Origin of the sequence: Weissella cibaria, assembly GCF_004521965.1 — a bacterium.
GTDB lineage: Bacteria > Bacillota > Bacilli > Lactobacillales > Lactobacillaceae > Weissella > Weissella cibaria_A.
Genome location: NZ_SDGK01000010.1, coordinates 58,464 through 73,050, shown reverse-complemented (window position 1 = coordinate 73,050; position 14,587 = coordinate 58,464). Strand labels below are relative to the sequence as shown.

Sequence of the window (14,587 nt, the reverse complement as noted above, 5' to 3'; positions counted from 1 at the left end):
TTTCAACATTATTTATTATAACGCATTTTCCAATTAAAACAAGCATTTTAGTGAAAACGGTTACAAGACTTGGCGTCGCTCTTCATCTTCGTGTTCATGTCGTAATACTAACTTGATTTGCGCATATTCTTTCGCTTCTAACAAGCCAACCTTATACATATTGTCAATTTCAATTGCCGCCAATTCAATATCCCATAAGCGGTTACCTACGTGAATATAAATATCGTATTTCTTCAATAAATTTAAAACATCCAAAAATGTCCGCATCTCATCACGCTCCTTAGATACGATTTATCGCAATGCTAAATATCACTGCTAATAATGCGAGATACACGATCACTGCTAATAAGCGGTGCCACACGCGTAACTTAAACAAGCCGGTGTAGTGAAAGCCCGAAATAAACGCTGGTACCAGAATAAATCCACCTAGCAAGCCACCAATGTGGGCACTTAAATCAATATCCGGCGTTGCAAACGACGACACAATTGATAACAAGATAAAAATTCCCATCAATTTTGCCTGACTACGCCAGTATGCACGGCGTTTGTCCAACAGCCCTAACATACCAATGGCACCGAATAGCCCAAAGATTCCGCCTGAAGCCCCAGCTGAAATAACATTAACCCCGCCAAAGGCCAGGCTCATTAAATTACCACTAATCACTGTCAGGAAAAATAGTGCCAGAAAACGCCATGGTCCCAGCTCGATCTCAAGTAACCGGCCGATAAAGTATAGCGTAATCATATTAAAAGCCAAGTGGGAAAACGTCACGTGCAAAAAGCCTGCCGTTATCAAACGCCACCACTGGTGTAACTGATAAACAGCCGGTGAAAATTGGGCGCCAGAATGAAATAACACTTGTGAGTTAATGGTAAAGCTATGCGCTTGTAAGACTTCCCATAAGTAGACAAGCACCATCACGGTCACTAAAACAGCGGTGGCTGGCGTCGCTTTAAACGCCCGCTTGAAATCATTAGTCATGAACATTATTCCTCATTTTTAAAAATTAAAACTTGATCAACTTGTTGGTCAGTTGTCTCAATTGGCCAACTAGGTTGGGGATAAACATTTTCTGCCAGCGCCAATGCGACTGTCCGAGCTGTGGTTTGGGGTAACCAGCGATCATAGTATCCCCCACCAAAGCCAATTCGGTCACCAGCTTCGCTAAAGGCCAATCCTGGAACGACCACAAAGTCAATCTCAGTTGGCGCCACAACTTCATCCCCGACTGGCTCTAACATGCCGAAGCGGTGCCGCTCATATGTTGTGGCTGGCGTCACAACAATAAAGGTCATCTGTCGACCAGGTTGGACACGAGGCAAAACCACACGTTTCCCCTGTAGCATCGCTGTTTGAATCAGTAACTGGGTTGGTATTTCATCATCTTGAGACAACGTTAGTGCGACCGTTTTCGATGATTGCCACGCTGGCAATGTCGTCACTTGTGTCACAACGGCTTGCGTCAACGCTCCCCGTTGCGCATCAGAGAGCGTACCTAAATTGGCTAACGCCTGTTGTCTAACTGCTGTTTTTTCCATCAAACCGTTTCCCCCTTACCAAAAAACTGGTACTTACAATCATAAGTACCAGTTTATCACAATAGTTCTTAGTCTAAGAACCGTTTATTATCAAGGAATTATCCCTTATTTGTTAGCTGACCCAGCGTCTTGGACATCCTTCCAAAAGGCAGCGTAGATTTGTGAACCAATTGCTTGGTTAACGTTTTCATCAGCTTCGTCTGTTCCTGGAATAACAACCGCCAACGCCACGTCTGAATCTGGCACGAATGAAATCAACGAACTCGTAACAGTCGTTGCCCCATTCGTCGTCGTTTCAGCAGTTCCTGTCTTGGCACTGACTTCAGGCTTAACATCCTTCAAGTGCGTTCCAGTGGCATAGCCTGATCTACTGTGCACAACTTCATTCATACCCTTCCAAATCAATTCACGCTCATCCTTCGTCCAACCAACAGTCCCAAGGACTTCGGTTGGAATCGTCGTGGTCGTCGTTACCTTATTGGCCGTGTCGTGGGATTGAATTGATTGCACAATGTGTGGACGGACACGGTAACCACCATTTGCAATAGTTGCAACGTATTGTGCAAGTTGCATCGTTGTGTACGTATCATACTGTCCGAATGATTCGTCCAAGGCGTTACCAATGTGTTCCCGACTTGTTGACCCCTTGATACCCGTGATTTCACCAGGCAAATCAATACCGGTCTTCACACCCAATCCGAAACGGGCGAATCCGTCACGCATCGTTTGGTAAACAGACGTTGGCAAGGCACCCAATGACATACCTGGGGAGTAGTTCAAACCGCCCAAGCGTAGCATAACTTGCATAACGTACGTGTTAGAAGACATCATCAAAGCAGTATCGGCCGTCAATGGCATGTTCCCACTCCCATTACGGTTCCACCATGATGACTTCGTTGGTGTTCCAGCAACCGAAATTGGTTGATCAGTAATTGTATTATTTTCTGGTGTAATCGCACCATTCATAAATCCGGTTGTGATCATTGCCGGCTTAACAACAGATCCAACAACGTTAGCTTGGTTAACCGTCGACAAGGCATCGGCCGTTAGCTTTCCCGTTTCGTAATCACGGTTGACGCCAGCTGTTGCGTAAATACCACCTGTCTTTGGATTAATCACGACCGCATATGCACCCGTTGTATTACCACCAGGAATATTCTTCTCCAAAATGTCTTGCACATCATTCTGGAACTTTGCGTTAATCGTTAAAGTTAAGTTGTCACCTGCTTGACCCTTATATTGGGTAGTTTCCTTCGTGTTGCCATTTTTATCAGTTGTGACTTCAACCCGGGCTTTCGTACCTTTTAACGTCGACTCATACTGCTTTTCCAAGTATGACGTTCCCACGACATCATCACGTGAGTAGCCTTGGGTTAGTAAAGAATTGACACTGTCTTCAGGCAGCCCTGACTTTGAAGTAGACGTGCCACCAACTAGTGACTTAATCGCATTACCTTGTGGGTAATCACGTGTGTAGTAGATACCAACCTTAACGCCTGGCATGTTTGATTGACGCTCACCGATATTTGCAATTTCTTGTTGCGTCACATCAGTTTCTTTCAAGTAAACCGTTGACAAGGCATATGAATTTGCCATCTTCTGGTAAATCATCGCCTTATTCTTTTGCAAATCCGTTAATGGGAAACGCTTTTTATGTTTTTCAACGTAGCTACGTAGCGCATTCACGTATGCATCCGTACCAGGAACAGACTTTGTGCCACTCGCTTCAACCACGCGCTTAGCACGCTTAGGGTCTTGAATATAATACGTTGCATAGTTAGGCGTTGATAACTGCTTCGTATCGACAGTTAAGTACTTACCAACATTATTCGCAATGGCATACATTTCTGCTTCAGTAATGCTTTTTGGCTTAGTATAAGTAATCGCCTGCGATCCCTTATTCGCAACCAAAGCTTGGCCGGTACTATCATAAATCATGCCTCGTTGGACATTAACTTGTTCGACGCTGGATTCGGCACTCGTTACGGCAGTCTTATATTTTGCACTATCCGTAATCTGTAGCGTTGCCAATCGCCAGCCCAATGCACCGAGCATCAGTACAACAATACCCATCAAAACATTAAGCCGGACAGGAATACGTGACAACGAACCGTTAGTTGACACACGTCGCTTGCCACGGCGCTTAGGTGATTGCATAACTCGACCCTTTCTTTCTATTCAATCTAATTGTTTAATTGTAGCATATTTTATGCCCCTAATACCTTAACCTCTTACAACGAATTCACTGAATTTTCAGGCCTATTATATGGTTTAATAGTACTAATTGAAATTATTGGAGAAAACATTATGTTCGCACATTTAAATCCTTTAAAATGGCGCACATCTACTAAAGCCCTATGGATTAGTTTTTTACTACCCGTTATCATCATGACGGTCTATTTTGGGTTCCGTGGGATGGCACCATTTGGGTCAAGTTCCATTCTAACTGTTGATTTGGGACAACAATACATTGATTTTTTCGAAAGTTATCGCCATACCCTCTTTTCCGATCCGCTCAGTATTTTTTATAGTTTTGCGAAAGGGTTAGGTGGTGAGACATATGGCGACTGGGCTTACTACTTGCTGAGTCCAACGAACCTATTATTATTACCATTTTCCAACGTCTATCTACCCATCGGCATTCTGTTTCTTACTATATTAAAGTACGGTTTAGCCGGTTGGAGTTTCGCGTACGCGCTAAAAAGTATGCGCTGGCAAAACGGCTGGCGACTTCCCCTCTTTAGTGTGACTTACGCGATGATGGGATGGTTTGTCGCGAATGACCTCAACTTACTTTGGCTAGATGCGGCAATCTTACTGCCTTTAATCATCGCCGGCTTAGAACGGTATATCGAAGGTCGGTCTGCTTGGCGATTCATCGCGCCATTATTTGCGATCTTCGTGATTAACTACTATATGGCCTACATGATTGGGCTATTCCTCGTGTTATACATCGTTTGGCGTTTATTCTGGCAACCATACCGTTTGTTGGAGCGATGGCATATTTTACGGAAGTTTATTTTCGGTAGCATTGTCAGCATTGGCTTGTCGACCGTCATTTGGTTACCAACTGCCTACACGTTATTAAATAGCAAAGGGCAGCATATGCTGGATAACTTGAGTTGGAAGTTTGAATACCAAGCTCCTGACTTACTAGGTAAGTTATTCTTAGGGACTTTCAATTTCGACCAAATGCCAAGTGGCCTACCAAACATTTTTGTTGGTAGTCTACCAATTATCATGCTCTGGTTCTTCTTTACCTACCGCTTGATTCGCTGGCAAACTCGTTTGGTTGCTTTCTTCATTACGGCATTCTTAGTCGTCTCAATGATGTACGCTCCGCTGAACTTGATGTGGCATGGCTTCCAGTTTCCAGTTTGGTACCCTTATCGGTTCTCATACGTCTTTAGTTTTTGGGTCATCTGGCTGGCAGCGTCCGTGTGGTCACCGACACTTCGGTTCTCCTGGACCCAACTTGGCAGCCTCTTCATTTTGGCTGTCGCCGCAGTGGTGTATCTCTACTACCGCCTGGATAACCTCAACTTTTTGACTCAAAAACAACTCATCATCGGTGGGGGTTTCTTCCTGTTGCTTCTTGGTTTCCATGCTTTGCCAGTCCGCAATGGATGGTGGTTACCCATGGTGACGTTATTAGTTGTCGGTGAAATGACAACCAGTACCATTTGGTCTCTCAATAATTTCAGTTACCTGACAAACACAGAGTACACAACCTACATTAAGAATCTCAATCAGATTACGGCGGATTTGCCCAAGTCAGACAAAGATTTCTACCGGGTGGCGCAATCATTCCAGCGAACCAAGGGTGATCCGCTCCAAGCGCACTACAATGGTGCGTCGACATTTAGTTCCGCCCTCGAGCATCAGCAGAGTGACTTCATGGCGGCCATTGGTCAACCCGAGGGAGATAATTACGTCACCTACAACGGCGGTACTTTAGTTTCCGATGCTTTGCTGGGGATGCGCTACTTAATCCAGCCAAGCGGTCAGGAACCACACACATCTGGTACGCCAACGAATTTGCGCACTTACTCGCGGAGTGATACCAACGGTTATTATCAAATGACCAAGCACACCCAAATGGCGGTGCTGTCCAAGAATCCTTATGCGTTGCCACTCGCATTTGCATCGAACACAAATGCCCTCAACGTTAAGTTCAAAGATAACGACCCGTTGCGTAATCAAAGCGACCTTTGGAATGCCCTACTTGGTTATGACAATACCCCGATTTTCGAAAGTGCCAATTTTGATAGCTCAGCGGCGACAAACATGACGGCACCAACAACTATCACAGGGACCTTTCTAAAGAAAGAAAACGCTAATGCAGTTGGTTCACTAACTGTGACCTATACGCCTAGCACGGATGATCCGTACTATTTGACGATTGGGGACGCATTGAATAATGACAATGTTGAAATCCAGTTAAATGGTAAGGCACTACCAACCATGCCAAGCCACCGTCACACGATTATCGTGCCACTACCGTCATACCAGAAGGGACAAACGCAAACCATTACGTTTATCCTGAAAAAGAATGATTTGTGGCTGCAAAACGTTTCATTGTACCGGGCCAATACAGATTCCATCCGTGCACAAGCCCAGACGCTACAACACAATGCCTTTAAACCAAATCATGTTAGCCAAACGCGTATCAGTGGTAAAATCACGATTCCGACTGGTAATGGTCTTATGATGACTACAATCCCAGCCGCCGATGGTTGGACTGCCTATGTTGACGGCAAGGCAACCGGTACTGTCACCGTTGGTAAATTCTTTATTGGTTTGGCCTTAAAGTCCGGCGAGCACAGTGTCACCTTTAAATTCACGCCACCTTACTTAAGGATTAGCGCGATTGTTTCAATTGGCTTTACCCTCTTTATGGCTGGGTTGGGCTGGTCAGAAAGCGAAAAGCGACGTCATTCATTACACCAATTTTAAAAGATGCCGTTGTGAACCTTTACACACGCCAGCCCCCGTGGTATCGTATTTTTTGAACCTACGGGATTACAATTATTTTTTCAATTAAAAACTGTTAGAAATAGGAGGCCACACACATGGCTGAAGAAAAGACATTCCCAATGACGGTCGAAGGTAAGGCCAAGATTGAGGAAGAATTGAACACATTGATTACGGAGACCCGTGCTGAAATCACTGGTCGTATCCAAATCGCACGTAGCTTTGGTGACTTGTCAGAAAACTCTGAATACCAATCAGCTAAGGATGAGCAAGCTTTCGTTGAAGGTCGCATCAACACGTTGCAAAATATGTTGGACAACGCCGTTATCATCGACTCATCAGAAATCGCTGACGATGAAGTATCAGTTGGTAAGAAGGTAACCTTTAAGGAGTTACCAGACGAAGAGCCTGAAACTTACGCAATCGTCGGTGCCGTTGAAGCAAACCCACTTGAGGGTAAGATTTCAAACGAATCCCCCATCGCCGTTGCCTTGATGGGTAAGAAGGTCGGCGACCAAGTTGAAGTACCATTGCCAAATGGCGCTTCAATGGACGTTGAAATTATTGCCGTTGATATGGCTTAATTAAATCAATAAATACAAAGAGGCTAGGACAAAATTGTCCTAGCCTCTTTGTATTTATTCAGTTTCAGTTGCTTTAGCAATTACGGCCAACACTTCCTTACCGTAACGTTCAGCCTTAGCATCCCCAATTCCTGGTACAGCCATCAGCTCTGCATTATTGCGCGGTTGCTGCTTGGCTAGCTCGACCAAAGTACGATCATTGAAAATGATAAATGGCGGAATTTCCGTCACCCGGGCTAACTCCAAACGCCAAGTTCGCAACGCTTCAAAGACCGTGCGTTGCGCTTCATCCAAATCATCACGCGTACTTGGCGAGCCCGCTTTTACGCGATCATCAATCGACCGAACATCTTGACGACGCTGAACCTGACGTTCCCCTTTCAACACCGACACGCCCTCTGGTGAGACACTTAAACCAGCATATTGCCCTGTCACGCGCAGGTAACCTTCCGCAATTAGGTAGTCAATCAAGCTCATAATATGCACACGAGCAGTACCTTGTAGCAGACCAAATGTTGGCAATTGATCTAAGTTTGTCCATTGGAACTTGGCTGGTAATTTACCACGTAATGTTTCAGTCGTCAGCGTCTTACCGAACCCGTTCTCGCCACCACGTGACTTTGCCATGCGAACCACGTGGCTCAACACCTTTTGGGCGTCCGTCGTGATATCAACCGCATCACGGTTATCCAGGCAATTCGTGCAACGACCACAATCCGGCGTATCTTCACCAAAGTAACGGGTGATATAGCGCTGCAAACATATTTGTGTCGCCCCATAGTTAGCCATTTCCTGTAACTTTATCTTCTGCAGGTTTTGGTACTCTGGCGTCTGATTATCACTGTTATCAATAAAGAACCGCTGCGTCTGTAAATCAGCCGCCGCGTACAGCAAGATGGCCTCAGATGGCAACCCATCACGACCCGCACGACCAATTTCTTGATAATAGGCTTCTACTGAACCTGGGATCCCATAGTGAATCACAAAGCGAACATTCGACTTGTTAATTCCCATACCAAAAGCGTTTGTCGCAACAACCACGTCACGCCGATCATAAATAAAATTATCTTGTGCTTGCGATCGCGCTTGATCGGGCATACCAGCATGGTAGCCAACTGCATTAACCCCTGCTGCCGTTAGCGTTTCCGTCAACGCTTCAACAATCTTACGGGTTGGCGCATAAATAATGCCTGATTCACCACGATGCTCACCGATATATTTAGTAATAAAATCTTCCTTACTCCGCTTATTCAACCCTTTTTCAATGCGGATCGTCAAATTATCACGGACAACACTCGTCCGAACCGTATGTTGAATGTGCAACATTGCTTCCAAGTCGGCTTGTACCCGTTCCGTAGCTGTTGCAGTCAATGCCATCACTCGTGGTGCAGACTCCAGATTATTTATTAACCCAACCGCGTTCAAATAACTTGGTCTGAAATCATGCCCCCATTGCGAAAGTACGTGAACCTCATCAATCACGACCAGCGAAATTGGCAAGCGGTTTAGCAAGGCGTACGTGCCCTCACTACCTAACCGTTCAGGTGCCAAATACAGCAGTTTCGCCTCTTCGTTTAGCAGGCTGTTCATTGCTGATCGATATTCCTCATCATTTTGGGTTGAATTCAACGTCGCGGCAGGCACACCTGCCTCACGCAATTCATCAACCTGATTTTTCATTAAAGATAGCAATGGCGAAATGACCACCGTGATGCCATCCAACATCAGCGCTGGAATTTGGTACGTTAATGACTTACCACCACCAGTTGGCATAATCCCCAACGTACGCTGACCGGCCATAACGGCATCAATAATTTCAGCTTGTCCCTCACGAAACGAGCTATAACCAAATGTTTTTTGTAGCGTCTCTAATGCTGTCGCCATGCTTTCCTCCTACGTGTGTAAAATACTCTACGCTCCATTATGGACTGCTACCGAAAGTGTGTAAAGCCAAACGAAAAAGCGACCCGAAAGCCGCTTTTCGCATGTGTTTTTAGTTTGATGATGTTGCAGATGAAGTCGTTGTTTTTGATGACTTCTTAGCTGCATTTGATGAATCAGCTGCATTACCAACTGATTCGTTAGTTGATTCCAAGTCACCTGACTTACCCAAGTGTTCATCATAGTCTTTTGAGTAGAACACCTTACCAGTCTTCAAATTAGCGACGAAATAAAGGTAACCCTTATCGCGATCCTTAGGATTCAAAACAGCTTGAATTGATTGCAATGATGGGTTATTAAATGGTCCTGGCCCGTAACCTGGGAACTTATACAAGTTATAGGGGTTATCTGACTTAACATCATCATTGCTTAAGTTCGTCTTATCCGTATCAAGTGCGTACTTTGTAGCAATATCTGACTGCAATGGCATCTTAACGTCCAAACGGTTTTCGAAAACACCAGCAATTGTGCGACGACTATCTTTATCGATTCCTTCACGTTCAACCAACGATGCAAGTGTCAAAACTTGGTGAACCGTCTTGCCTGACTGCTTAATTGCATCAAATTGGCCCTTCAATTGGGTATAGTCTTGGTAAACCATTTGGTTAATCAATTCATTAACGTTCTTGGCATCCTTCCAATTATAAGTTGCTGGGTAAAGATACCCCTCCAACTTGTAGCGGATTTGATCCTTTTGATTACTTGTTGTCTCTGAATCAAGCAAACCTGGATAGGAAGCTTGTAAACGCTTGAAGAACGCCTCATCGTTAACAGCCTTCAAGAATTCATCACGCGTGAAGTTCGTCTTAGCTGCCACTTCATTCGCGATATTTGAAATGGTCTCGCCTTCGCGAACCGTAATCGTTTCCTTGTTGTTCAACGGATAAGCTGACCCACCTTGTCGCAATGACTTAACCATTTCTTGCACCGTATCTGATGGGCTAAACAAATAGTAACCAGCCTTCATGTCTGACACATTATTCGTCAACACATAATTCATAAAAGCACGCTCAGAGCGCAAAACCTTCGCCTTGTCCAAATCCTTTGCAATCGTAGCTGAATCAGAACCAGCTTTAATTTGTACCTGCACATTCTTCTTACTCTTAGCATTCAACGCCGAGTAATCTGTCTTATCTTTTTGAATTGTGTAATATTGGTAACCACCGTAACCGGCACCACCCAGTAGCAAAACGGCTACCACACCCAAAGTAATCCAAAGACCTTTGCGTGACTTTTTACCGTTCAATCGACTCAAATCGTCCATTATGCAACTCCTAGTTCTAATTGGGCTTATAAAAAAACCGTTGTTACTGTCTAGTATACCAGCAACAACGTCTTTTTGATTACAGTCTTTTTAAGATTAACGGATTTCAGCGTTAAATTTTTCTGCAAGCGCAGCCGTAATACGTGCCACAGCTGCATTGATATCTTCATCAACCAACGTCTTTTCAACATCAACGAATGTCAAGGCGTAGGCCAATGATTTCTTATCATCAGCCACATTTTCACCCGTGTAAACGTCAAACAATTCAACGTCGTGCAACAAAGCACCACCAGCGGCTACGATTGCGGCACGCAAATCAGCTGCGGGTACATCACGGTCAACCAAAATGGCCAAATCGCGGGCAACAGCTGGGAAGCGTGATATCACTTCATAGCCATCCTTTACCTTAGGCAAATCGAAAATGGCGTCAACGTTCAACTCAAAGGCGTAAGTCTCGTTAACCTTGTAAGTCTTAGCAGTCACTGGATGTACTTGACCAATGAAACCAATCAACGTCTCACCAACATAAATGTCCGCCGTTCGTCCTGGGTGCATTTCAGTACGTTCAGTCGTTGGCACAAAACGAATGTCATCAGCAAACGCATAGTTAGCCAACAAGCGTTCAACAATGCCCTTCAAGGCAAAGAAATCAGCCTTTTGTGCACCCGCAGCCCAAGTACGAGGTAATACGTTACCAGTAATCACACCAGCCACGTGCTCAATTTCTGTTGGCAATACAGTAGCATCCCCATTTGAAACAAAGACACGGCCTTGCTCATACAAAGCCACATCAGCTTGCTTACGAGCAACGTTATACGCAACATCATCCAGCAAGCCAGTCAACAAGCTACTACGCGTTTGTTGGCGATCTTGTGACATTGGGTAATTCAATTGAATTGGTTGACCATCATGCAACTTGAAGTTATTTGCCTTCTCTGGCGTCGTCAATACGTATGAAATAGCTTGGCTCAAGCCCAAGCCTTCAAGATCATGACGTGTCGCACGAATCGACGCTTGCTTTGGCGTCAATTTACCGGGTGTCGTTTCACCAGTTGGCAACGTTGCTGGCAAGTTATCGTAACCGTATAGACCGGCGATTTCTTCGACCAAATCAGCGGCAATCGTAATATCCCAACGACGAGCTGGGACAGTCACGGTGAATTCACCGTCGTTCAACCTATAATCAAAGAACAGGCGGTCAAAGATAGCTGAGATTTCAGCCTCTGTGATCTCAGTTCCCAACACATGGTTCACATGGGCTGTCGTCACCTTCACAACTGGTGCTTCGTAGTCAAAGTCTTGTGCAACCACACGACCTTCAGTCACCTCACCACCAGCAATTTCAGCAATCAAAGCAGCCGCGTGGTCCAAAGCCGTAAACGTGTCTTCTACATTCACACCACGTTCGAAACGTGTTGAAGATTCTGAGTGCAAGTTTTGATCACGAGCAGCGTGACGTATGGCCTTAGGCTCAAAGATAGCCCCTTCCAAGACGATGTTCTTCGTCTTAGCCGTCACTTCAGTTGACTCGCCACCCATGACACCAGCAAACATCAAAGCTTCATCACCAGCTGCGATAACAATATCTTCAGCTGATGCTTCACGTTCAACGCCATCCAACGTCTTAATCTTTTCAGCTGGCTTAGCCGTACGAACCGTGATGTCCTTGCTTGGCAAGGTATCCAAGTCAAAGGCGTGCAAAGGTTGACCGTACGTCAACAACATCAAGTTCGTCACGTCGACCACGTTAGAAATTGGACGAATACCCATGGTCCACAAACGGCGTTGTATCCACAATGGTGAGTCCTTCACCTCAACATTCTTAACAACCCGCAAACCATACTTAGGTGCTAATTCAGCTGGTGCTGTGGCTGAAATCAAATCCGCTGTTTCCTCTGACGTTTCCGTCAACTCAAACGTTGGCAATGTTGGTTTTTCTGACAAAATAGCTGCCACTTCCCAAGCTGTCCCGTTCATTGAGAACAAGTCAGCACGGTTAGGCGTAATGCCTGTTTCAAGCACATCATCATCCAAGCCCAAAACGTGCAAAGCATTCTCACCTGGCTTCAAATCTGTAGCGTCAACATCGTTAAACACCCAGATTCCGTCTTCAAAGTCCTTAGGTGACACCTTGTCATCAAAGCCAAGTTCTTGCAAGGCAGCTAGCATACCGTTTGAAACAACGCCACGCAACTTACCCTTCTTAATCTTCTGACCACCACCAACGATTGAATTGTGCTTAGCCAAGATAACCGTTTGTCCTTCAGATACGTTTGGTGCACCAGTCACAATTTGGATTGGCTCATCTTCACCCGCATCCACTTGGGTAATCACCATGTGGTCTGAATCCGGGTGTTCTTCAACTGACAATACCTTGGCAATCACAATATTCTTCATGTTTGCTTGTGGTTGGTATTGTCCTTCAATTTCAACTGTCGTACGTGAAATCTTCTCTGCCAACTCATTTGCTGGCAATTCAATTGGCAAATAATCACGCAACCAATTTACAGAAACCTTCATTTTGTTTGCTTATCCTTTCTGGTCAAATTGCGTCAAGAAACGCACGTCGTTCAAGTAGAAGTTACGAATATCTTCAATCCCATACTTCAACATGGCAAAACGGTCAGGTCCTAAGCCGAAGGCAAAACCACCGTAAACTTCCGGATCAACCCCAGCCATCCGCAACACGTTAGGGTGCACCATACCAGCACCTAGCACTTCAATCCATTCGATGTCCTCAGGATTCATATCAGGCGTTACCACGTTCCATGACACGTCGACTTCAACAGAAGGTTCCGTGAATGGGAAGTATGATGGACGCAAACGAATATCATGATCTTCACCAAACAAGTTGCGCGCAACTGCCAAAAGCGTACCCTTCAAATCTCCCATCGTGATGTGCTTATCGATCACAAGTCCTTCCATTTGGTGGAATTGGTGTGAGTGTGTTGCGTCATCAGTATCGCGACGGTAAACACGACCAGGTGATACCATCTTCAAAGGTCCGGCATTAAAGTCGTGTGACTCCAACGTACGGGCTTGGACAGGTGACGTTTGCGTACGCATCAAAATTTCTGGCGTGATATAGAATGTGTCTTGCATATCACGGGCTGGGTGATCCTTAGGCAAGTTCATCATCTCAAAGTTGTACTTGTCTTGCTCCACTTCAGGCCCTTCAATGACTTGGTAACCCATGCCAAGGAATTGATCCTCAAGTGACTCGATGATTTGTTGCAACACGTGTGGTTGACCTTGTGCCGTTTCGCGACCTGGTAACGTCACATCCAATGTTTCAGCTTCCAACTTTTCATTCAAAGCTGCGGCTTCCAAATTCGTTTGACGGGTTACAATGGCCTCAGTTAGTGCATCACGCACTTCGTTAGCAAGCGCCCCAACAACAGGTCGCTCTTCAGGCATCAAATCCTTCATACCGCGTAGCACTTCTGTTAGCGGTCCCTTCTTACCAAGCCAATTAACACGTACTTGGTTCAAAGCCTTCAAGTCCGCAGTTGCCGCTATTTCGCCCAATGCTTGATCGCGCAATTGTGTGAGCTCGTCTTGTAAACTCATGATCTGTCTCCTTAAAATTTAAAATCAAAATAAAAAGTCCCTGCGACAAATAAACATTGTCGCAGGGACGCTAATAAACGTGGTACCACCCTACTTTTAGCAGTCAATGCGACTACCCTCGGACATTCGCTAACGGAAATGAACCGCAACGGCCTTGCAACCGCTGAACTCCTGACTGAAATTCAGTTAGCATGCTGATGGGTTCTCACCGACTCCCACTCTCTAACACAGCCCCCTAACTTACTAGGTCATTCAAAGTTTCTTATGTTATTGTACAACATTCTAGGTCCTGTGCAAGGGGAAGTCGTTCTGTATATAGTTGCGACGAACAACGGGGGTGGTTGCCAAGAGTTACTTTAATTGTTTAATTATCATCTACCAAAAACAACAAAGTAATCTGTTCTCTAGTTTATGACCATCTCATCTAAATGAGAACATCTTAGTTGCTAGCTTGGGTGTGGCGGATTGGCATAGCGATGACAGTGAGGAACTCACAAGTTCGGCCGACCGCCGATTAGATAAGGCAATAGGATCCAGACCCTTAGCACAATTATTTGGGTTCTAGCCGGTGCTCGTGCCGACGGAGTTTCCCGCTGTCATGTCGGATCCAATCCGTCACACCCAAGCCCCGTGCGACATCACGACACCCACATCCAAACAGGCAACTAAAAAAGGTCAACAAACCCATCGCTGTGTCTGCTGACTTCATTTGCTA

10 protein-coding genes and 1 other annotated feature are annotated in these 14,587 nt (G+C 45.3%); of the genes, 2 read left to right on the top strand and 8 right to left on the bottom strand.

Going from position 1 to position 14,587, the window contains the following annotated elements; genetic code table 11:
- Positions 1-60 precede the first annotated feature (60 nt).
- The 4 genes from EST42_RS01640 to EST42_RS01625 all read right to left on the bottom strand — a co-directional run bounded on the left by EST42_RS01640 (position 61) and on the right by EST42_RS01625 (position 3,696).
- The gene (locus EST42_RS01640; protein WP_134643936.1) at positions 61-267 is read right to left on the bottom strand and encodes a YqgQ family protein; all 207 of its coding nucleotides are present in this window, start codon (positions 265-267) and stop codon (positions 61-63) included.
- Positions 268-280: 13 nt separating this feature from the next.
- On the bottom strand, positions 281-982 hold the full coding sequence (locus EST42_RS01635; protein ID WP_134643935.1) for a rhomboid family intramembrane serine protease: 702 nt from the start codon (positions 980-982) through the stop codon (positions 281-283).
- Between the two features lie 5 nt (positions 983-987).
- Positions 988-1,539 carry a 5-formyltetrahydrofolate cyclo-ligase gene (locus EST42_RS01630; protein WP_134643934.1) on the bottom strand — a complete coding sequence of 184 codons (552 nt, stop codon included), beginning with the start codon at positions 1,537-1,539 and terminating at the stop codon, positions 988-990.
- Positions 1,540-1,644: 105 nt separating this feature from the next.
- A complete protein-coding gene (locus EST42_RS01625) occupies positions 1,645-3,696 on the bottom strand; it encodes a peptidoglycan D,D-transpeptidase FtsI family protein (RefSeq protein ID WP_134643933.1) in 2,052 nt (683 codons plus the stop codon).
- A 150-nt stretch (positions 3,697-3,846) separates the two neighbouring features.
- Between EST42_RS01625 and EST42_RS01620 the strand changes: the two genes are divergently transcribed.
- Both EST42_RS01620 and greA read left to right on the top strand, forming a co-directional pair.
- On the top strand, positions 3,847-6,495 hold the full coding sequence (locus EST42_RS01620) for a YfhO family protein (protein ID WP_134643932.1): 2,649 nt from the start codon (positions 3,847-3,849) through the stop codon (positions 6,493-6,495).
- Between the two features lie 116 nt (positions 6,496-6,611).
- The gene (gene greA / locus EST42_RS01615) at positions 6,612-7,097 is read left to right on the top strand and encodes a transcription elongation factor GreA (protein ID WP_099088458.1); all 486 of its coding nucleotides are present in this window, start codon (positions 6,612-6,614) and stop codon (positions 7,095-7,097) included.
- A gap of 54 nt (positions 7,098-7,151) precedes the next feature.
- Here greA and recQ read toward each other — a convergent pair whose 3' ends face one another.
- From recQ to pheS, 4 genes are all read right to left on the bottom strand, one after another.
- Complete coding sequence (recQ, locus tag EST42_RS01610; protein WP_134643931.1) at positions 7,152-8,981, bottom strand: DNA helicase RecQ; 1,830 nt, start codon at positions 8,979-8,981, stop codon at positions 7,152-7,154.
- 109 nt (positions 8,982-9,090) lie between these two features.
- Entirely contained in the window at positions 9,091-10,302 is a 1,212-nt protein-coding gene (gene mltG / locus EST42_RS01605; RefSeq protein WP_134643930.1) for an endolytic transglycosylase MltG, read from the bottom strand.
- A gap of 96 nt (positions 10,303-10,398) precedes the next feature.
- Entirely contained in the window at positions 10,399-12,822 is a 2,424-nt protein-coding gene (pheT, locus tag EST42_RS01600) for a phenylalanine--tRNA ligase subunit beta (RefSeq protein ID WP_134643929.1), read from the bottom strand.
- 9 nt (positions 12,823-12,831) lie between these two features.
- On the bottom strand, positions 12,832-13,872 hold the full coding sequence (pheS, locus tag EST42_RS01595) for a phenylalanine--tRNA ligase subunit alpha (protein WP_134643928.1): 1,041 nt from the start codon (positions 13,870-13,872) through the stop codon (positions 12,832-12,834).
- 60 nt (positions 13,873-13,932) lie between these two features.
- Positions 13,933-14,137: a binding site (T-box leader), on the bottom strand.
- Positions 14,138-14,587 lie beyond the last annotated feature (450 nt).

Excerpts from the sequence above, each read along its gene's own strand:
- EST42_RS01625 (WP_134643933.1), bottom strand. The coding sequence starts at position 3,696 with ATGCAATCACCTAAGCGCCGTGGCAAGCGACGTGTGTCAACTAACGGT.
- recQ (WP_134643931.1), bottom strand. The coding sequence starts at position 8,981 with ATGGCGACAGCATTAGAGACGCTACAAAAAACATTTGGTTATAGCTCG.
- mltG (WP_134643930.1), bottom strand. The coding sequence starts at position 10,302 with ATGGACGATTTGAGTCGATTGAACGGTAAAAAGTCACGCAAAGGTCTT.
- greA (WP_099088458.1), top strand. The coding sequence starts at position 6,612 with ATGGCTGAAGAAAAGACATTCCCAATGACGGTCGAAGGTAAGGCCAAG.
- pheT (WP_134643929.1), bottom strand. The coding sequence starts at position 12,822 with ATGAAGGTTTCTGTAAATTGGTTGCGTGATTATTTGCCAATTGAATTG.
- EST42_RS01635 (WP_134643935.1), bottom strand. The coding sequence starts at position 982 with ATGACTAATGATTTCAAGCGGGCGTTTAAAGCGACGCCAGCCACCGCT.
- EST42_RS01640 (WP_134643936.1), bottom strand. The coding sequence starts at position 267 with ATGCGGACATTTTTGGATGTTTTAAATTTATTGAAGAAATACGATATT.
- EST42_RS01620 (WP_134643932.1), top strand. The coding sequence starts at position 3,847 with ATGTTCGCACATTTAAATCCTTTAAAATGGCGCACATCTACTAAAGCC.
- pheS (WP_134643928.1), bottom strand. The coding sequence starts at position 13,872 with ATGAGTTTACAAGACGAGCTCACACAATTGCGCGATCAAGCATTGGGC.
- EST42_RS01630 (WP_134643934.1), bottom strand. The coding sequence starts at position 1,539 with ATGGAAAAAACAGCAGTTAGACAACAGGCGTTAGCCAATTTAGGTACG.